The organism is Arhodomonas aquaeolei DSM 8974 (assembly GCF_000374645.1).
Classification (GTDB): domain Bacteria; phylum Pseudomonadota; class Gammaproteobacteria; order Nitrococcales; family Nitrococcaceae; genus Arhodomonas; species Arhodomonas aquaeolei.
This window is the reverse complement of record NZ_KB894801.1, coordinates 407,587-425,820: the sequence shown is the minus strand read 5'-3', so window position 1 is coordinate 425,820 and position 18,234 is coordinate 407,587. Positions and strand designations below refer to the sequence as shown.

18 protein-coding genes are annotated in these 18,234 nt (G+C 70.5%); 10 read left to right on the top strand and 8 right to left on the bottom strand.

Annotation, left to right across the window (positions count from 1 at the left end; genetic code table 11):
- Positions 1 to 11: 11 nt before the first annotated feature.
- Positions 12 to 1,319 carry a pyridoxal phosphate-dependent aminotransferase gene (locus tag C516_RS0104200; protein ID WP_018717118.1) on the bottom strand — a complete coding sequence of 436 codons (1,308 nt, stop codon included), beginning with the start codon at positions 1,317 to 1,319 and terminating at the stop codon, positions 12 to 14.
- 106 nt (positions 1,320 to 1,425) lie between these two features.
- On the opposite strand from C516_RS0104200, the gene C516_RS0104195 reads away from it, so the two are divergent.
- Together C516_RS0104195 and C516_RS0104190 are read left to right on the top strand one after the other, a co-directional pair.
- Positions 1,426 to 1,800 (top strand): DUF423 domain-containing protein, encoded by a 375-nt coding sequence (locus C516_RS0104195; protein WP_040409225.1) that lies wholly within the window; start codon positions 1,426 to 1,428, stop codon positions 1,798 to 1,800.
- A 72-nt stretch (positions 1,801 to 1,872) separates the two neighbouring features.
- Positions 1,873 to 3,477: a methyl-accepting chemotaxis protein gene (locus tag C516_RS0104190; RefSeq protein WP_018717116.1), complete on the top strand. Its 1,605-nt coding sequence runs from the start codon at positions 1,873 to 1,875 to the stop codon at positions 3,475 to 3,477.
- A gap of 101 nt (positions 3,478 to 3,578) precedes the next feature.
- Here the strand turns inward: C516_RS0104190 and C516_RS0104185 are convergent, their stop codons facing one another.
- From C516_RS0104185 to C516_RS0104160, 6 genes are all read right to left on the bottom strand, one after another.
- Positions 3,579 to 4,313 (bottom strand): DUF502 domain-containing protein, encoded by a 735-nt coding sequence (locus C516_RS0104185; RefSeq protein WP_018717115.1) that lies wholly within the window; start codon positions 4,311 to 4,313, stop codon positions 3,579 to 3,581.
- Positions 4,314 to 4,349: 36 nt separating this feature from the next.
- The gene (gene thiI, locus C516_RS0104180; protein ID WP_018717114.1) at positions 4,350 to 5,615 is read right to left on the bottom strand and encodes a tRNA uracil 4-sulfurtransferase ThiI; all 1,266 of its coding nucleotides are present in this window, start codon (positions 5,613 to 5,615) and stop codon (positions 4,350 to 4,352) included.
- A 235-nt stretch (positions 5,616 to 5,850) separates the two neighbouring features.
- Positions 5,851 to 7,194: an ATP-binding protein gene (locus tag C516_RS0104175; RefSeq protein ID WP_018717113.1), complete on the bottom strand. Its 1,344-nt coding sequence runs from the start codon at positions 7,192 to 7,194 to the stop codon at positions 5,851 to 5,853.
- Complete coding sequence (locus tag C516_RS0104170) at positions 7,185 to 7,859, bottom strand: response regulator transcription factor (RefSeq protein WP_018717112.1); 675 nt, start codon at positions 7,857 to 7,859, stop codon at positions 7,185 to 7,187. The genes C516_RS0104175 and C516_RS0104170 overlap by 10 nt, the downstream gene beginning before the upstream one ends.
- A gap of 3 nt (positions 7,860 to 7,862) precedes the next feature.
- The gene (locus tag C516_RS18505) at positions 7,863 to 8,114 is read right to left on the bottom strand and encodes a PepSY domain-containing protein (protein WP_018717111.1); all 252 of its coding nucleotides are present in this window, start codon (positions 8,112 to 8,114) and stop codon (positions 7,863 to 7,865) included.
- A gap of 2 nt (positions 8,115 to 8,116) precedes the next feature.
- Positions 8,117 to 8,635: a glycine zipper 2TM domain-containing protein gene (locus tag C516_RS0104160; RefSeq protein WP_018717110.1), complete on the bottom strand. Its 519-nt coding sequence runs from the start codon at positions 8,633 to 8,635 to the stop codon at positions 8,117 to 8,119.
- A 138-nt stretch (positions 8,636 to 8,773) separates the two neighbouring features.
- Between C516_RS0104160 and C516_RS0104155 the strand changes: the two genes are divergently transcribed.
- From C516_RS0104155 to C516_RS0104120, 8 genes are all read left to right on the top strand, one after another.
- Entirely contained in the window at positions 8,774 to 9,271 is a 498-nt protein-coding gene (locus C516_RS0104155) for a Fur family transcriptional regulator (protein ID WP_018717109.1), read from the top strand.
- A 15-nt stretch (positions 9,272 to 9,286) separates the two neighbouring features.
- A complete protein-coding gene (locus C516_RS0104150) occupies positions 9,287 to 10,243 on the top strand; it encodes a metal ABC transporter solute-binding protein, Zn/Mn family (RefSeq protein WP_026320928.1) in 957 nt (318 codons plus the stop codon).
- The gene (locus C516_RS0104145; protein ID WP_018717107.1) at positions 10,240 to 11,001 is read left to right on the top strand and encodes a metal ABC transporter ATP-binding protein; all 762 of its coding nucleotides are present in this window, start codon (positions 10,240 to 10,242) and stop codon (positions 10,999 to 11,001) included. The genes C516_RS0104150 and C516_RS0104145 overlap by 4 nt, the downstream gene beginning before the upstream one ends.
- Positions 10,988 to 11,830, top strand: coding sequence for a metal ABC transporter permease (locus C516_RS0104140; RefSeq protein ID WP_040409223.1), 843 nt, complete (start codon positions 10,988 to 10,990; stop codon positions 11,828 to 11,830). The genes C516_RS0104145 and C516_RS0104140 overlap by 14 nt, the downstream gene beginning before the upstream one ends.
- 87 nt (positions 11,831 to 11,917) lie before the next feature.
- The gene (locus tag C516_RS18500; protein ID WP_018717105.1) at positions 11,918 to 12,400 is read left to right on the top strand and encodes a DUF4396 domain-containing protein; all 483 of its coding nucleotides are present in this window, start codon (positions 11,918 to 11,920) and stop codon (positions 12,398 to 12,400) included.
- 100 nt (positions 12,401 to 12,500) lie between these two features.
- Positions 12,501 to 13,331: a M23 family metallopeptidase gene (locus C516_RS0104130; RefSeq protein ID WP_018717104.1), complete on the top strand. Its 831-nt coding sequence runs from the start codon at positions 12,501 to 12,503 to the stop codon at positions 13,329 to 13,331.
- 10 nt (positions 13,332 to 13,341) lie between these two features.
- Positions 13,342 to 14,886 (top strand): cryptochrome/photolyase family protein, encoded by a 1,545-nt coding sequence (locus tag C516_RS0104125; protein WP_018717103.1) that lies wholly within the window; start codon positions 13,342 to 13,344, stop codon positions 14,884 to 14,886.
- Between the two features lies 1 nt (position 14,887).
- Positions 14,888 to 16,663, top strand: coding sequence for an acyl-CoA dehydrogenase (locus C516_RS0104120; protein WP_018717102.1), 1,776 nt, complete (start codon positions 14,888 to 14,890; stop codon positions 16,661 to 16,663).
- 151 nt (positions 16,664 to 16,814) lie between these two features.
- Here the strand turns inward: C516_RS0104120 and C516_RS0104115 are convergent, their stop codons facing one another.
- Complete coding sequence (locus C516_RS0104115) at positions 16,815 to 18,140, bottom strand: chloride channel protein (RefSeq protein ID WP_018717101.1); 1,326 nt, start codon at positions 18,138 to 18,140, stop codon at positions 16,815 to 16,817.
- Positions 18,141 to 18,234: the final 94 nt, after the last annotated feature.

Here is an 18,234-nt window from a genome sequence, read left to right as displayed (position 1 = left end):
AAGGCCCCCGGTCAGCCCTTCAGCCAGGCCGCCATGCGGTCCGCGGCGGTTACCACCCTCGGGCAATAGCGCTGCAGGAAGTGCTCGTCGATCTCGGTGTGCTCCGCCGCGGCTGCCAGTGCCGGCCCCCCGTCGAAGTCCACGTAGGCGAGACGCATGGACAGCTCCCGGGCGGGCCGGCCGAAATTCGAGCCGGGCAGCACGGCGACGCCGGTATCCTCCAGCAGCGACTCGCACAGGGTGGCGCTGTCGGTGATACCCCGTGCCTCGAGCTGCGGGCGCAGTGCCTCGAAGCTCGGGAACAGGTAGAACCCGCCCTGGGCCGGCCGGCAGGCCGCGCCCGCCCCGGTGAGCGTGGCGTGGAAGCGCCGGGCCAGCGCACTCAGTATCCGGCGACTGTCGGCCAGGTAGCGCTCGAGCGCCGGGCCGCCGTCGAACGCGGTGGTGGCGGCGTACTGGATCGGTGCGCTGGTGGAGGTGAAGGTCTCGCTCGCCACCGCCGCCATGCCGTCGAGCAGCCAGCGCAGCTCCGAGGGAAAGGCGAAGGTGCCGAGCCGCCAGCCGCCGGCGCCGCACCACTTGGACAGGCCGTTGCTGATCACCGTCCCTTCCGGGTAGTAGCGGGCGATGGAGACGTGCCCGCCGTCGAAGTGGGTGCCGCTGTAGATCTCGTCGGAGAGCACCAGCACGCGATAACGGCGTGCGACCTCGGCGATCCCCTGGAGCTGCTCCGGCGAATAGGCCACACCGGTGGGGTTGCCCGGGTAGTTGAGGATGAGCAGGCGGGGCCGCTCCGGGTCGGCGGCACACAGCGATTCCAGTGCCTCCGCGCTCACGCCCATGCCGGCGCCGGGGTCGGTGGGCAGCCAGCGGATCTGGCGGCCGAGGATGTGCGCCTGCGGCGCGTAGGACACCCAGCTCGGCGTGGGGATGACCAGATCGCCGTAGTAGACGAGCTGGACGATGAACATCAGCTCTTTGGTACCCGGCCCCACGAGGATATTCTCCGGGGCGTAATCCAGTCCCTCCGTGCGCCGGAGATAGCCGGCGATGGCCTGGCGCAGCGCCGCCAGACCCTTGACCGGCAGATAGTCTTTCTCGTGGGCGTGCTCGCGCAGGGCGTCCACCACGAACTGCGGCACCGGGAACGGCGACTGTCCGAGGCCGAGGCGGTAAACCTCGCGGCCCTGGCGCTGCAGTTCGGCGGAACGTTCGTTGATCGCGAGGGTCGCCGAGGGGGAGAGGCCGCGGACATTGAGGTTCAGATGGACGTGGGGGGAGCGGGTCTCCCCGGGGCGGTGCGCGTCGGCGTCGGACACGGCTGGACTCCTGGAATGGTGGCCATTCGCTACGTGTGTGCTACTTATTTTTGCGTAGTGTTTTTTAATGTGCAAATAGAGGATGCATTTTATGGCGGATAACGCGATGAGCGGTCGACTGCCCCTGGCCGCCGGCGCCGTGGCGGGGCTGCTCGGCGTGGCGCTCGGTGCCTTCGGCTCGCACGCGCTGCGCGACGTACTCAGTGCCGAGCGCATGGCCGTGTGGGAGACCGCGGTGCACTATCAGTTCGTTCACGCCCTCGCACTGGTGGCGGTCGCGGCGCTGCCCGGGGCCGTCGGTCGCTGCCGCCGGGGGGCGGTGGGATGCTTCGTGACCGGGTTGGTGCTCTTCCCCGGCAGCCTCTACCTGCTCTGCCTCACCGGGGTCGGGGCCTTCGGGGTGGTGACGCCGTTCGGCGGTATGGTCTGGCTGGTGGGTTGGGCGCTGCTGATCGCCGACGCCGTGTCCCGGCGGGGGTAAAGCATGGTTTCCCGACGCCGATAACCCGGGCGGAAGGTGACTGCTCGGTCATGAATCAAGGAAATGGGGGCGATGATGCAGGGACACTTCGGGCATGCGATCCAGCGGGTATTGCGGGGTGTCGGGTTGCGAACGCTGGGGCGCCAGTTCCTGGCCTCGTATGCCCTGATCGCGGTATTCGCCCTGGCCACCGTCGCCTCGCTCTATTTCAGCCTCGGATCGAGCGCCACCGCAGTGGATATCGCCGGGCGACAGCGCATGCTCAGCCAGCGGGTCGCGAAGGAGGCCGTGATGGCCGTGCAGGGCGTGGGCAGCCGTGAGGATGTCGAGAAGACCATCGCGCTGTTCGAGTCCTCTCACCGCAAGCTCCTGCAGGGGGATCCGGGGATGGGGATCGAGCCGGTGCAGGATCCGGCGATCCGCGATCAGCTCCGCGAGGTCCAGTCGCTGTGGCAGCGCTACCGCGGTGACATCCAGGCCTATCTGGACGAGCCCACGAACGACGGGCTCCAGGCCATCCACGAGCGTGCGCCGGTGGTGCTCCGCGAGATGAATGCCGGAGTGGGCATGATGGCGGAGGCATCCAACCAGGCGGTGCGCGAGCAGCAGTTCATCGCCGTGGGCACGGCTCTGGCGATCCTGCTTGTGGCTTTGCTGAGCTGGTTCGGCGGGGTCAATCCGCTGATGCAGCGTATCGAGCGCCTGCGCGGCCGGTTGTGGTCGGTGGGTGACGGCGATTTCTCGCGGCCGCTGGAGGTCGAGTACGAGGACAACGAGCTCGGTCACATGTACACCGCCTACAACCGCATGCTCGAACAGGTCGGCGAGATCGTGCAGGGGGTCCACGGCACTGTGCGCCGGGTGAGCGAGAACGCCGAGACCATCGCCGCGGCGCTGCAGCGCACCGAGGGCGACGTCGGCCGGCAGCACAGCGATATCGACCAGGTGGCGACGGCGGTCAACGAGATGGCCTCGACGGTTCAGGAGGTCGCGCGGAGCACCAATCAGGCCGCCGAGGCTGCCGGTGAGGCGGACGGTGAGGCGCGCAATGGCCAGCAGATCGGCCGGCGCACGGTGGAGAGTATCGAGGCACTCGCGGGCCAGGTCGAGCAGGCCGGAACGGCCATGGACAAGCTCGCCACGGACAGCCAGGAGGTGGGACAGGTCCTGGAGGTGATCCGCGGCATCTCCGAGCAGACCAACCTGCTTGCGCTCAACGCCGCCATCGAGGCGGCCCGTGCCGGCGAGCAGGGCCGCGGCTTCGCGGTGGTGGCGGAGGAGGTGCGCACGCTCGCACGGCGCACGCAGGATTCCACCGAGGAGGTCCGGCAGATCATCGAGCGTCTCCAGAGCCAGGCGCAGGAGGCCTCCGAGGTGATCGCCCGCAGCCGGGAGAACGCACGCACCGGACTCGCCCAGACTAACGAGGCCGGCACCGCGCTGGATGGCATCGTCCACGCGGTGGGTACGATCACCGACATGAACAGCCAGATCGCCACCGGCGCCGAGGAGCAGAGCCACGTCGCCGAGGAGATCGACCAGAACATCTCCCGCATAGCGGAGGTCTCCGACCAGACCGCGCGTGCGGCGCGGGAGAACGTGCAGGCAATGGAGGAGATCCGCCGCGAAGTCGGCGAGCTCCAGACGCTGGTCATGGACCTGCGTACGGGGACCTGACCGTCGGGCCGTAAGCGCGGCGGTCCCCGTGCCATCGCCGGGGCTGCTGTCCCGCCTTGCCGGCGGATCGTGCCGATGCCGGGACCGGCGCCGGCCGGCGGTCAGCGCTCCTGCGCGGGACGGTCCTCCCTGTCCGTGTCTTCCGCCCGGTCCGCCGACCTGGCGAACTCCTCCGGGAGTTCACCGTGATCGTGATAGTCGATGTACTCCGGGGAGACGGTGCCGCCGGAGATCACGAAGCTCATGGCCTGGTCCATGGTCCAGTCCGTGGAGGTAATGAACTCCAGCGGCACCAGCTCCAGGTAGCCGGAGGTGGGGTTGGGCGTGGTGGGGACGTAGACCGCCGCGATCCGGTCGCCGGTGCGGCGGTCGGTGAGCACCCGGGTGACGAAGCCGACGGTCTTCATGTCCCGGTGGGGGAAGGCGATGAGCACCACCCGCTGGACCTCGTCGGGCTGCTGCTGGAGCGCGCCGAGCAGCGCCTTGGTGGCGCCGTAGAGCTTCTTCACCAGCGGGATGTGATTGATCAGGCCGTCGAATCCCTCGATGATCCGCCGGCCCACGACACGACTGGTGGCCCAGCCGAGCAGCAGCAGCCCGAGCAGGGTGAGCAGCAGACCGACGGCGTTCTCGAATGCCGGCGTGACCATGATCGCCGCCACGTCCGGCGAGTACGGGCTCACCAGGCTCGCCAGCGTCACCACCCACGGCTGACCGAAATCGGACAGCCGCTGGGCGACGAAACGGAAGGTCACCCAGGTGATCCAGATGGGGATCACCGTGAGAACGCCGGCGAGGAAGTAGTTCCGGATGCGCCCGGCTAGGTTTGCGCTCATGCCTGCCCGGGGGTTGCCGTGGTGCTCTCCCCGAGATTACCCCGCATCGCTCAACGAGGACAGAGCGGGCTCGACGCCGGTGAGCCGCCCGGTCTCGAAGGTGAGCATCAGTGCGTCCGCCAGACTGGACTCGATAAGCCCGTCGTAGTCGGGGAACAATCGCGTCTCGAGCGCCTCCAGCCGGGTGTGGCGGGATTTCGTCTGCGGGTTGCGGCTGAGCAGCGCGCAGCAGTCCTTGTACTGCTCCGTGCCCATGTCGAAGGTACCGATGTCGCGGGCACGCTCGATGATCTCGTGCTTGTCCAGCCCCACCAGCGGGCGGAGGATCGGGACCGTGCCCGCCTGGGAGGTGGAGACCATGTTCGCGAGCGTCTGCGAGGCGACCTGGCCGAGGCTGTCGCCGCTGACCAGCGCGCTGGCGTGCAGGTTCGCGGCGACGTGCTCGGCGAGCCGGGTCATGAAGCGCCGGAAGAGGATCATGTCGTAGCCCTGGCTGTCCTGCCCGGTGAGAGCCAGGTCGAAGTGGGTATAGGGCACGAGCAGCAGCCGCGAGCGCAGGGTGAAGCGGCTCAGGTGCGCGGCGATGCGGGCGACGAGGTTGTTCCCGGCGTCTTCCGGGCGCAGGTGCGTGGCCGTCATGTGCAGGAAGTCCACACGGCAGCCGCGCTTGGCCATCATCCAGGCGGCCACCGGGGAGTCCATGCCGCCGGAGAGCAGCGAGAGCACGTGTCCGCCGGAGAATACCGGCAGGCCGCCCGGCCCACGCCGGCGGTCATGGTAGACGTAGACGCCCTCGGGGTAGATATCCACGTGGATGGCGCGGTCCGGCCGGCGCAGGTCCACGTGCTGCCAGCTCGTGGTCTCGATGATGCGTGCGCCGAGGCGTCGGGCGAACGCCTCGGAAGTCAGTGGGAAGCCCTTGTCCGCGCGGTTGACGCGCACGGCGAAGCTCCTGCCCTTCGCCGGCTCCGCCGCCTGGGCGAGGGCTGCGGATTCGATGGCGTCCACGTCCGGGCCGTCGCCGCCGGCATAGAGGGCGTCGCGGGGGAAGAACACCGCCGGCGCGAAGGTTGCGACGCCGGCGGTCTCGCCGACCGCCTCCAGCGCGCGTTCCAGCGCGGCGGCGTTCGGGTCGCGGGGATGGACGGTGATGCGGTCGCGGCCGCGGTGCACCTCCCAGTCCAGGCCCTCGCTCTGGAGGCGGATCTTGATGTTGCGCTTGAGCCGGCTCTCGAAGTCGCGGCGGTTCCGCCCCTTCAGGGCCACCTCGGCGTAGTGCACGAGTATGCGGTTGCAGTTCATTGCGGTCCGGGTCGGGGTTCGACAGGGGCACGTATTCTATGCGTTAACCCGGCCCTCTGTCGTCCACCGTCGCCCGCCACGCACAGGAGGCAGTGCCGGCGCTGCATCCGGAGGCCAGGGATACCGCGCTGTCCGGCATCGTTCCAGGCCCGGGACCCGCGGTCCGGGGGCTCACGCCGGCCGACAGTGGCGCGTCGTCGCCCGGAACGGCGGCCACATCCCCTGGCGGCCGGGGTCAGCCGTCCTCACCGCCGGGCAGGATGAGGGTCACGCGGGTGCCTCCCAGTTCCGGGGCCCCGTCCAGTGCCAGCGTGCCGCCGGCCTGTCCAGCGAGCTCGCGGACCACCGCAAGACCAATGCCCTGGCCGTCGCCGCCGGTGTCCAGACGCCGGCCGCGGGTGAGCGCGGCCTCGCGCACGTCAGCGGCGATGCCCGGGCCGTTGTCATCCACGTCGATACGGATGCGCCGCCCGCCGCCGTCGTCCGCGGCGGTGACGGCAACGTGGCCGGCGCCGTAGCGCCAGGCGTTGTCCAGGATGTTGCCGAGCATCTCCATGAGGTCGTCTTCGGTGCCGGCATACCAGAGGCCGTCGGGGCAGTGCACCTGCAGCTCGACGTCGCGCTCCAGCCGGGCATGGTGCAGCGCCCGGGCGAGGCGGTGGATCACGGGCGCCACCGCCGTGCGGCCGCCACCTTCCAGCCGCCCTGCGCCGCTGCGGCGCACGTGGTACTCGATCTGTCGGTCGATGCGGGTGATCTGCTCGGCAGCGGCGTCCAGGTCCGCCGGTGTGCGGCTGGCCAGGGCGCCGCGTATCACCGCGAGCGGGGTCTTCAGGCTGTGGGCGAGATTGTCCAGGGTCTCGCGGTAGCGCCGCGTGCGCTCGCGCTCGCCGTCGGCGAGGCGGTTGATGTTGTCCGTGAGCACGGCGATCTCCCGCGGGTGATGGCCGCCGAGGCGGTCACGCCAGCCGCGGTGCATGGCGTCGACTTCGGCGGTGACCCGCCGCAGCGGCGCGAGGCCCCAGCGCAGGGTCAGCCACAGGGCGAGCAGCAGCCCGGCACAGCCCACACTCATCCAGGCCCAGAGGGTGCGGCGGAAACCGGCGATGCTGGCGCGATAGGCCTCGTCCCCGGCGATCAGGGTGATGCTGAAGCGCCGGGTGGGGCCGGATAGCGGCTCCCAGGACACGCCGTAGTCCATGCGGAAGCGCCCGTCACTGTGCCGGAACCGGACCGTGCCGGGGGTGACCCACTCCGGGGCCGGCAGGGACTGGCCGATCGCGGAGCGCGAGTGCCAGACCTGGCCTCCCTCCGGCGTGAGCACCCACGCATACAGCCCGGAGCCCGGGCGGGCGAACCGGGGCTCCGGCAGGCTGGCTCCGGGGCGTATGCCTTTCTCGCCCACGCGCATGGCCGCGAGCAGGGTATGGACCTGGCCACGCAGGCGGTCGCGCTCGGCGGCGATCGCGCTGCGGCGGAACGCCTGCTCCAGGCCGGTCGCTGCGAGCAGGGTGAATGCCACGGTAACGATGCCGGCGGTGACCAGCAGCCGTCTGTGGAGTGAGGCCGTTACCGCCACGGCGCGAGCCGGTAGCCCTGGCCGCGCAGGGTCTCTATGGGCTGCCAGCGCCGGTGCGGATCGAGCTTGCGGCGCAGGCGGCGGACGAAGACCTCGAGGACGTTGGAGTCGCGCTGGTCGTCGTCGGCGTAGAGGTGCTCCATGAGCTGTGTCTTCGACAGCACCTCGCCGGGGTGGTGCATGAGGTAGGCGAGAAGGCGGTACTCGAACGCCGTGAGGGTGATCGGTTCGCCGTCCAAGTGAACCTCCGAGGTGCGCGTGTCCAGCGTGATCGGGCCGTGGTTGAGCACCGGACTGGCCCACCCCCCGGCACGGCGCAGCAGTGCCTGCACCCGGGCGAGGAGTTCGGGCATCTCGAAGGGCTTGACGAGGTAGTCGTCGGCGCCGGCCTCGAGGCCGGTGACCTTTTCCTGCCAGCGGCTCCGGGCGGTGAGGATGAGCACCGGGTAGCGCCGGCCGGCGGCACGGACACGGCGGATGAGCTCCAGGCCGTCGGGGCCGGGTAGTCCCAGGTCCACGATGGCGACGTCCACGGGGTAGTCCAGGGCCATGTACACGCCCTCGTCGCCGTCGCCGGCCTCATCGACGACGAAGCCCGCCCCGCTCAGGGCGTCCGCGACCTCGCGGCGCAGCCGGATCTCGTCCTCGATGACCAGCGCGCGCACCGTTCAGCGCCTCCGTCCGGCCGGAACCTCGATCACCCGGACCCGCCCCTCGCCGAGAAGCACGCGCATGCGATAGACCTGCTGGCCGTCGGCGCGGGTGCGTGTCTCCACGGAGATCACCTGCCCGCCGGTGCGCCGCTCCACCTGGCGGACCGCCTGGTCGCGGCCGTCAGCGGCGCGGGCGGCGTGAACCGGCGCGGCGGTCGTGCAGACCGCCGCGGCGAGCAGGGCGAACAGGGCGAGACGGGATGCCATGGCTACTCCAAGGGCGTCACATCCAGCCGCACGCGAACGCGTCGGCCCGGATCGTGGTCCATGCGGGTGACATACTCCTCGCCATGATAGCGGTAATGCACACGGTAGCCGATGGTGCGGGTCTCGTAGTGGGTCTCCTCGACGGTCTCGCAGCGGCGTTCGCGCCGGCTGCCGCCATAGCGGTGCTCGTCCCGGCCGGCGATCCCGCGGCCGATCCCGGCGCCGAGGATGGTGCCGGCCACGGTGGCCACGCGCCGGCCGTCGCCGCCGCCGACCTGGTTGCCGAGGACGCCACCGACGATACCGCCGATGACCAGCCCGGCGGTGTCGTTGCCCCGACGAGGCTCGCGGTAGCGCACGGTCTCGTACCAGCACTCCTCCCGGGGTGTGCTCACTTCCACCGTCCGGGTCAGCGGCTCGACGTGGGTGACCCGGGCGTAATCGTCGTGCCCGCCCCGGGCGAGCGCCGGGGCGCTGGCCACGGAGAGGGCGAGGGCGATGGCGGGGATGCGGTAGTGCATGACGGACGCCTCCTGAATGGTGATCGTGGCCGCGAGTTTGAACGGGGTGAGCTGAACGGTGCCTGAATGGAGACGGGTATGGTGGGCGTGGAATCGATATGTAATGATATAACGGTATCGGAACGCGGGGAGTCCGCAATGAGTGAGTCCGTACTGATGGCGTTTCCCGCCGAAGGACACGATCACCGCGACTGCGTGGCGACGGCCCTCGCCGCGGCGGAGCGGCTGTGCCGGGAGCAGGGGGCGCGGCTGACGCCACAGCGCCGGCGGGTGCTGGAGCTGGTCTGGCGCGGTCACCGCCCCGCCAAGGCCTACGAGCTCATGCAGGCGCTCGCGGAGGGCGAGCGGCCGGTGGCGCCGCCCACGGTCTACCGGGCGCTGGATTTCCTCATGGAGGCGGGGCTGGTGCACCGGCTCGCCTCGCTCAACGCGTTTGTCGGCTGTGCCGCGCCGGAGCATCCCCACGCGGGGCATTTCCTGATCTGCACGCGCTGCGAGCGCGTCGCGGAGCTGGATGCCCCGGATGTGGACGAGCTGCTGGGCGAGCGTGCCGCCGAGCAGGGCTTCGCCCTGGAGCACGAGACCATCGAGCTGGCGGGCGTGTGTGCCGCCTGTCGGCAGTCCCAACCAGCGTAATCCTTGGAGTCGACCATGTTGCGACGACAGCTCGCCCGTTGCGTCCTCGTCCTGGCCGCCGTGCTCGCCTGGCCGGCGGCGGCCCCCGCGGCGGAGGCGCCAATGCAGGTGTACACCAGCGTGATCCCGGTGAAGACGCTGGTCGAGGCCGTCGGCGGGGACCGCGTGGCCGTTACCGCCCTGGTGCAGCCGGGGCAGAGCCCGGCGACCTTCGATCCCGGTCCGCGGACGCTGGCGTCCCTGGAGGGCACCGAGGTCTATTTCCGCGTCGGCGTGCCCTTCGAGCGCTCCTGGATGGCGCGTCTGCGTGCCGCCGCCCCGCGCATGTCGGTCGTGGACCTGCGCGATGACGTCAAGCTCCGGGCGATCGGCGCCCATGCCCACGAGCATAGTGACGAGGCGAATGCTGCGGACGATCTCGCCGGCCTGTCGCCGGACGTGGCGAAGGTCGTGGACGCCATGGGGGAGGGCCGTGTGCCGCGCGAGGTGGCGGACCCCCACCTCTGGACCAGCCCGGCCAACGCGGTACCGATGGTCAAGCGGATACGCGATGCGCTGACCCGCGAGGACCCCGCCCACCGGGCGGAATACGAGCAGCGTGCCGCCGACTATATCGAGCGTCTCAATGCCCTGGACAAGCGCATCGCCGAGCGCCTCGCACCGCTGAAGGGGCGCCGCTTTGTGGTCTTCCATCCGGCGTGGGGATATTTTGCGGACCGCTACGGGCTGGTGCAGCTCGCCATAGAGGCGGACGGCAAGAGCCCGGGGGGATCGGAGCTGGACAAGCTCATCGAGGAGATCCGCGGGCTGGACGTCTCCGCGGTGTTCGTCCAGGACCAGTTCAGCCAGCGCAGTGCCCGGACCATTGCCGACGCGCTGGGGATCAAGGTGGTGAGTATCGATCCGCTGGCCGCGGACTACATCGACAACCTCGACCGCGTCAGCCAGCGTATCGCCGAGGCGCTGCAGTGACGCCAGCCGTCGAGCTCGAAGGCGTCACCGCCGGCTACGACGGCTACGTCGCCATCCGGGACGTCACCCTGAGCGTCTCCGACGGCGAGTTTCTCGGTCTGGTCGGACCCAACGGCAGCGGCAAGAGCACGCTGCTCAAGGTGGTGCTGGGGCTAATCCGCCCCTCGGCCGGCAGGGTTCGGGTGCTCGGTACGTCGCCGGCGCGGGCGCGCCGGCACGTGGGCTACGTCCCGCAGTACGCCGCGTTCACCCGCAGTTTCCCGATCACCGTGGCGGACGTGGTCCGCTCCGCCACCCTGCGGCCCTGGCAGCCGTGGCCGCGTTACCGCGCGGAGCAGCGGGCCGCCGCCGATGCCGCCATGGCGGAGGTGGAGGTGGACGCCCTTGCCGGGCGCACGGTGGACCAGCTCTCCGGCGGCCAGCTCCAGCGGGTGCTCATTGCCCGCGCGCTGGCGGTGCGCCCGGCCCTGCTGCTCCTCGACGAACCCACGGCGAGCGTCGACCCCCGGGCCGAGCGGGCGTTCTTCGAGCTGCTGCGGCGGCTCAACGAGCGCATGACCATCGTGGTGGTCAGCCACGACATCGCCTTCGTCAGCGAGTACGTCTCCCATGTGGCCTGCATCAACCGCGAGCTCGTCTGCCATACCGCCGAGCCCCTGGGGCCCGGGGTGCTGGAGCGCCTCTACGGGCACCCGGTGCGGTTCGTCGACCATGCCCATGTCGATCACGTCCATGGGGGTGGTCATGGCGTTCATTGAGGCGCTGCTGCGCCAGGGCTTCCTTCAGCATGCGGCGATCGGTATCGCCCTGGCGTCGGTCGCCTCCGGGCTGATCGGGCCGTTCGTGGTGGTGCGCCGCATCGGCTATCTCGCCGGCGGCATCGCCCACTCCGTGCTCGGCGGCATGGGCGTGGCGTGGTATTTCGGCGCCAGCCCGCTGGCCGGCGCACTGGTGGCCGCGTTGCTTGCGGCGTTGATTGTCGGCTGGGTGAACCTGCGTTTCCGCGCCCACGAGGACATGCTCATCAGCGCCCTGTGGTCCGGCGGCATGGCGGTGGGGATCGTGTTCATCTCCCAGACCGAGGGCTACCGCGCCGACCTCTTCGGCTACCTGTTCGGCAATATCCTGCTCGTGGACGCGCCCACGCTGTGGCTCATGGCGGGGCTGGACGTGCTCATGCTCACGGTGCTGATGCTTTTCTACCGCCAGTTCACCGCGGTGTGCTTCGACGCCGAGTTCGCTCGCCTGCGCGGTGTCCCCGTGCCCTTCTTCCATATCCTGCTCCTGTGCCTCGTGGCGGTGACCGTGGTGATCCTGGTACAGGTCTCCGGGCTGATCCTGCTGATCGCGCTGCTCAGCCTGCCGGCGGCCACGGCGGGCGACTGGGTGCGTTCGCTGGGCTCGATGATGCTGCTCGCGGCGGGGATCGCGGCAGGCACCGGCTATCTCGGTCTCGCCCTGGCGTGGCAGCCCGACTGGCCCGCCGGCGCGACCATCGTGCTCACCCTGTGCGGGGTCTACGTCCTGTCCCTGGCGGCGCGTCTGTGGCGCGAGCGTCGCCACAGGGGGTCAGAGCGAGCGGCCTGACACCGGGGATTCCGCTATCCCCCCCTTGAGGGGAGGGGGTGGCATCCCAACCCTCCGGGACAGGTCACTTGCAATGCAGGACGAATCATGGCGACGCACGCAGGCCATGCCGGGCACGCGCATCACCACGGCGCCCACGGGGACCACGGCGGGCGGCTGCGCACCTCGGTGCACGCGACGGTGCACTGCCTCGTCGGCTGCTCCATCGGTGAGTTCGCCGGGCTCTCCATCGGCGTCGCGCTGGGGCTGGGCACGACCCTGACCCTCACTCTGGCGGTCGTCCTGTCCTTCATCGCCGGGCTCAACCTGGCGGTGCAGCCGCTGATGCGCGAGCAGGGGATGAGCTACCTGGACGGCATCCGCACGATCTGGCTCGGCGAGACGGTCTCCATCGCGGCCATGGAGGTAGCGATGAACGTCACCGACTATCTGGTCGGCGGTGTCCAGGTCGGTAGCCTCGCCAGCCCGATGTTCTGGGCCGGCTTCGTGGCGGCGCTGCCGGTGGGCTTCCTCGCCGCGCTGCCGGTCAACTACTGGCTCATCGGACGCAACCTCAAGCACTGCCACTGAACACGCCGCTGCCGGGGGCGCGGCGGTGCCCGGCGGGGTGGTAGGCTGGGGCCGTCCACCGCCGGCTGCCACCGGCCGGTGGGGCAACCGGAGGGAGACGATGCGCGGACGCTGGTGGGCGCTGGCCCTGATGCTGATCGGATGGATGGCGGCCCTGCCCGCTGTGGCGGGGCAGCTGCGGCTCGACGGCGAGCCGGTTCAGGGGGCGTTGCTCACCGGGCACGTCGCCCCGGCGTCCGCCACGGTACGCTTCGCGGGGCGGGAGGTACGCGTGGCCGATGACGGTACGTTCGTGATCGGCTTCGGCCGCGACGCCGAACGTCGCGAGACGCTCGTGGCCGAGTGGGCCGACGGCAGCCGGGTACGACGCGAGATGAGCGTGGCGCGGCGGCACTACCGCATCCAGCACATCGACGGCCTGCCGCCCCGTACCGTCAGCCCGGATGAGGACGCCCTGAAGCGCATCCGCCGGGAGGTGGCGATGGTGCGCGAGGCGCGCCGGCGCAACGATCCCCGCGCCGACTACACCAGCGGCTGGCGGTGGCCGGTGACCGGGCGCATCACCGGTGTGTACGGCAGCCAGCGCGTGCTCAACGGCGAGCCGCGGCGGCCCCACTACGGCGTGGACATCGCCGCTCCGAGGGGGGCCACCGTGGTCGCGCCGGCGGACGGCGTGGTCAGCCTCGTCCACGACGACATGTACTACTCCGGCGGTACCCTGCTCATCGACCACGGCCAGGGCGTCTCCTCCGCCTTCCTCCATCTCTCCCGGATCACCGTGAAGGAGGGCGAGCGCGTCCGCCGCGGCGATCCCATCGCCGAGGTCGGCGCCAGCGGCCGGGCTACCGGTCCGCACCTGGACTGGCGCATGAACTGGTTCGACCGCCGGGTCGACCCGACCCTGCTGGTTCCGCCCATGCCCGGCGGCTGAGGTACGTCCCGTGCGCGATCTGGTGATCGTCCTCGGCGACCAGCTGGATCCGGCATCGGCGGCGTTCGACGATTTCGACCCCACACGCGACAGCGTATGGATGGCCGAGGCGCAGGCCGAGACCCGTACCGGCACCTTCCCGGCCCACCAGCGCCGGCTGGTGCTGTTCTTCTCCGCCATGCGCCACTTCCGCGACGGCCTTCGCGCCCGCGGCGTGCATGTGTGCTACCACGCGCTGGCACTGGCACCGGGGGCGGAGCGGGGACACGGGCTCGCCGACATCCTCGCGGAGGACGTGCCGCGCCTCGCACCCGAACGGCTGGTGGTCCTCGAGCCCGGTGACTACCACGTGCGGCGCTCGCTCGAGGCCGTCGCCGAGACACTGGGCCTGGCGCTGGACATCCGCACGGACCGGCACTTCTACACCACCGTCGCGGACTTCGAACACTGGGCGCGGGGCCGCCGATCCCTGTTGCTCGAGGACTTCTACCGCCGCCTGCGCCGGCGCCACGGCGTGCTCATGGACGGCGGCAGTCCCGCCGGCGGGGTCTGGAACCTCGATCACGACAACCGCCGTGCCTTTGGCCGCCAGGGGCCGGGGTGGATCGAGCCGCCGCCGTCCTTCCGCCCGGATGCCACCACCCGTGCGGTGATGGAGACCGTCACGGCGCGTTTCGGCGACCATCCCGGCGACATGGCGGGCTTCGACCTTGCGGTGACGCCGGCACAGGCCCAGCAGGTGCTGGTGCACTTCATCGACGTGCGCCTCCCGGCCTTCGGCACCTGGCAGGACGCGATGTGGACCGGTGGCCACCAGCTCTACCACTCGCGCCTGTCGGCGGCGCTGAACATGCACCTGATCACACCACAGGCCTGTGTGGAGGCGGCCGTGGCCGCCTGGCGGGAGGGGCGGGCGGCGCTCAACCACGTCGAAGGGTTCGTACGCCAGATCCTCGGCTGGCGCGAGTACGTCCGCGGCATCTACTGGAGCCGCATGCCGGGCTATGCCGGGCTCAATCACCTCGGCCACGAGGGGGCGCTGCCGGCGGCCTACTGGAGCGGGGAGACGTCCATGCGCTGCATGGCGGACGCCATGGACAACGTCCTCACCAACGGTTACGCCCACCACATCCAGCGGCTGATGGTGCTTGGGCTCTACGCCCAGCTCTACGGCGTGCACCCCTACCGTTTCCACGAATGGCACATGGCCATGTACCTCGACGCCGTCGACTGGGTGAGCCTGCCCAATACGCTGGGCATGAGCCAGTTCGGCGATGGCGGGGTGATGGCCACCAAGCCGTACTGCGCGAGTGGCGCCTACGTGCGGCGCATGAGCAATTACTGCCGGGGCTGCCGGTTCGACCCGGCAAAGGCCAGCGGGCCGGATGCCTGTCCGCTGACCACCCTCTACTGGGATTTTCTCGACCGCCACCGTGAACGCCTGACGGGCAACCACCGCATGCGGCTGCAGCTGAAGAACCTGCAGCGGCGCTCGGAGGAGCTGCCGGCCATCCGGGCGCAGGCGGCGGCGCTGCGCGACAAAGGAGGAGAGTGAAATGAGCTACGATGCGCCCGTGCGGCACATGCGCTTCCTCATGGAGGAGGTTTTCAATCTGGCGGACATCGCCTCACTGCCCGGTTTCGAGGAGGCGACGCCGGAGACGGTGGCCGCGATCCTGGAGGAGGCGGCGCGCTTCGCCGGCGGCGAGCTCGCGCCGCTCAATGCGCCGGGCGACCGGGCCGGCGCCAGGCTGGAGGGGCGTGACGTGGTCGTGCCGGAGGGCTTCGCCGCGGCTTACCGTGCCTACGCGGAGGCGGGCTGGAACGCCGTTGCCTGCGATCCGGCGCATGGCGGCATGGGGCTGCCGGCGCTGGTGGCTACCGCCACCCAGGAGATGTGGCAGGCGGCGAACCTGTCGTTCTCGCTGTGCCCGATGCTCACCGCCGGTGCCATCGAGGCCCTGGAGCGTCACGGCAGCGAGGCCCAGCAGGCGCGCTATCTCCCGCGGCTGGTGAGCGGCGAGTGGACGGGGACCATGGACCTGACCGAGCCCCAGGCCGGCTCGGACCTGGGGGCCATCCGCACCCGCGCCGAGCGTCGTGACGATCACTACCGGATCTTCGGCCAGAAGATCTACATCACCTGGGGCGAACACGGCATGACGGACAACATCGTCCACCTCGTGCTCGCCCGCACCCCGGACGCCCCCGCGGGCGTGCGCGGTATCTCCATGTTCATCGTGCCCAAGTACCTGCCGGACGCCGCCGGGCAGCCTGGCGAGCGCAACGACATGTACTGCGGCGGCATCGAGCACAAGCTCGGCATCCATGCCAGCCCCACCTGCACCATGATCTACGGCGAGACCGACGGCGCCGTGGGCTACCTCGTCGGCGAGGAGGGGCGCGGGCTGGAGTACATGTTCACGATGATGAACGAGGCCCGCCACAAGGTCGGCATGCAGGGGCTGTCCATTGCCGAACGGGCCTACCAGCAGGCCGCGGCGTATGCTGCCGAGCGCACCCAGGGGCGTACCGTCAGCGGCGAGGCGAGCATCGTCGGTCACCCGGACGTGCGCCGCATGCTGCTGACCATGAAGTCGTGCACCGAGGCCATGCGCGCGCTCTGCTACGCCGGGGCCGCCGCCATGGACCGCGCACGGCGTGCCACGGACGGCCACGAGCGCGGTCGCCAGCAGGCGAGGGCAGACCTGCTCATCCCGGTGATCAAGGCCTGGTGCACGGAGCTCGGTATCGAGGTCGCCTCGCTCGGCATCCAGGTGCATGGGGGCATGGGCTACATCGAGGAGACCGGGGCCGCCCAGTACCTGCGCGACGCCCGTATCGCCGCGATCTACGAGGGCACCAACGGCATCCAGGCCAACGACTTCATGGGTCGCAAGCTGTTGCGGGACAGCGGTGCGGCGATGACCGCTCTACTCGACGACATGGCGGCGGACGTCGACGGCCTGGGCGACTGCGCCTCGCCGGGGCTCTCGGAGATCGGCAGCGGCATGGTCTCGGCGATCGCCGCGTTGCGCCGAAGCACCGCCCGGGTACTGGAGAACGCTGCGGATGACCCGGCCGCCGCCGGGGCGGCCGCGTTCCCGCTGCTGATGCAGACCGGTTTCGTCGCCGGCGGCTGGCTGCTAGCGCGCGCCGCCAGGGTCGCGGCCGGCTCGGAGGACGACGCCTTCAACCGGGCCCGTGTCGACGTGGCGCGGTTCTACGCCGCGCACGTGCTGCCCCGGGCGGAGGCTCACGGCGCGGCGGCACGAAGTCGGGGCGGGGTGGTGGCCGGCGTGCCGACGGCCGCGGTCCTGGGCGAGCTGTGACGGCCTCGCCGGCCCGTTTCATGAGGAGGCGGGCGAAGGGCACGCCGGCGCCCGTGCCGTCGTCGGTGTCCGTGTGATGCCGCGCCCGTGGCCCGTGACCGGCGTTGCCCCGCCTGGCGGTGACCGTAGACGGCCACCGCCAGGGGCCGGGTCAGGCGTCGTCGCGCCGGCCTATGAAGGTCTTGGCCAGGGCGTGATAGACCGGATAGGGGCAGATGGCCCGGGAGACGCCGAAGGCGATCACGCTGGTGGCCATCAGCGGTACCAGCATGGCGTTGTTGTCCGTCATCTCCAGCACGATCACGAAAGTGGTAATGGGCGTCTGTACCACGCCGGAGAAGTAGGCGGTCATGCCCAGAAGGATCACCACGCCCGCCGGGGCGTAGGGTAGAACGCCGGTCAGCGCGGCACCGAGCTCGGCGCCGGCGGAGAGGCTCGGCGAGAACAGGCCACCGGGGATGCCGCTGAGGTACGACACGACGGTGGCGAGCCACTTGCCGATGGCCAGCAGCGGCGTGCTCAGCATCGCCCCCGGTTCGGCCATGGAGCCGGCATCCAGCAGGTGCTTGGCCTGCTCGTAGCCCGTGCCGAAGGTACGCCCGCCTGCGGCAATGCCGATCAGCGCGATCACCAGTCCGCAGCCGAGACCGAAGAGCAGCGGCCAGCCGCGGCGGATCGGGCCGAGGCCGCGCACGCCGACCTGCAGCGTCCAGGAGAAAAGCCCGCCGGCCAGGCCGCCGACCAGCCCGCAGACCGGCACCGCCACCCAGCTCCAGTCCTGGGGCATGGTCGTGGAGATGTGGCCGAAGTAGGCGTAGTCGCCGATCACGACCAGCGAGGTCAGACCCGCGAGGATGACCGAGAGCAGCACGAGGCCGCTGGTGCCCTCCTCGTAGTCCCGGTGCAGCTCCTCGATGGCGAAGACCACACCGGCGAGTGGTGTGTTGAACGCCGCCGACAGGCCCGCCGCACCGCCGGCGAGGATAAGGCCCTTCTCGAGGTAATGTGACGGGAAACGGCCGATACGCCCCGCGAGGTGCATCACCGCCGCACCGACGTGGATGGTCGGTCCCTCGCGGCCGATGGAGGCGCCGAGCATGAGGCCGAACATCGTCACCACGATCTTGGCGACGCCGACGACCGGCGAGAGCACCCGCTGGCGCACCGGGTCGCCGGTGCGGCCCTGCAGGGCCACGATGACCTGGGGGATGCCGCTGCCCGAGGCGGCGGGGATGAAGCGCTCGGTGAACCAGACGAGGGCGCCGATGCCCAGCGGGGTGATGATCAGGGTCGCCCAGGGCGAGAGGTCCATGAGACGGTTGTGAATGCCCTGGGCGTAATCGGCGCCCATCGCGAAAGCGACGCCCGCGAGGCCAACGACAATGGAGGCCAGCCAGAAGACGATTCGGACACGCCAGAGGAGCGGTGAGAGCAGGTTGCGTTTCGAGCGTCGCAGTCCGAGCAGTAGTTCGTTCATTCGTGCACAGTCCTCCCGTCCACGCCCGTGGACGCGAGGCCGGCGCCGCCCGACAGAAGATCAGCGTGCGAGCGAGCCAGTTTTAGACGAGACA

Coding starts and splice junctions, on each gene's coding strand:
- C516_RS0104195 (WP_040409225.1), top strand. CDS start 1,426: ATGAGCGGTCGACTGCCCCTGGCCGCCGGCGCCGTGGCGGGGCTGCTC.
- C516_RS0104190 (WP_018717116.1), top strand. CDS start 1,873: ATGATGCAGGGACACTTCGGGCATGCGATCCAGCGGGTATTGCGGGGT.
- C516_RS0104185 (WP_018717115.1), bottom strand. CDS start 4,313: ATGAGCGCAAACCTAGCCGGGCGCATCCGGAACTACTTCCTCGCCGGC.
- thiI (WP_018717114.1), bottom strand. CDS start 5,615: ATGAACTGCAACCGCATACTCGTGCACTACGCCGAGGTGGCCCTGAAG.
- C516_RS18505 (WP_018717111.1), bottom strand. CDS start 8,114: ATGGCATCCCGTCTCGCCCTGTTCGCCCTGCTCGCCGCGGCGGTCTGC.
- C516_RS0104160 (WP_018717110.1), bottom strand. CDS start 8,635: ATGCACTACCGCATCCCCGCCATCGCCCTCGCCCTCTCCGTGGCCAGC.
- C516_RS0104155 (WP_018717109.1), top strand. CDS start 8,774: ATGAGTGAGTCCGTACTGATGGCGTTTCCCGCCGAAGGACACGATCAC.
- C516_RS0104150 (WP_026320928.1), top strand. CDS start 9,287: ATGTTGCGACGACAGCTCGCCCGTTGCGTCCTCGTCCTGGCCGCCGTG.
- C516_RS0104140 (WP_040409223.1), top strand. CDS start 10,988: ATGGCGTTCATTGAGGCGCTGCTGCGCCAGGGCTTCCTTCAGCATGCG.
- C516_RS18500 (WP_018717105.1), top strand. CDS start 11,918: ATGGCGACGCACGCAGGCCATGCCGGGCACGCGCATCACCACGGCGCC.
- C516_RS0104130 (WP_018717104.1), top strand. CDS start 12,501: ATGCGCGGACGCTGGTGGGCGCTGGCCCTGATGCTGATCGGATGGATG.
- C516_RS0104120 (WP_018717102.1), top strand. CDS start 14,888: ATGAGCTACGATGCGCCCGTGCGGCACATGCGCTTCCTCATGGAGGAG.
- C516_RS0104115 (WP_018717101.1), bottom strand. CDS start 18,140: ATGAACGAACTACTGCTCGGACTGCGACGCTCGAAACGCAACCTGCTC.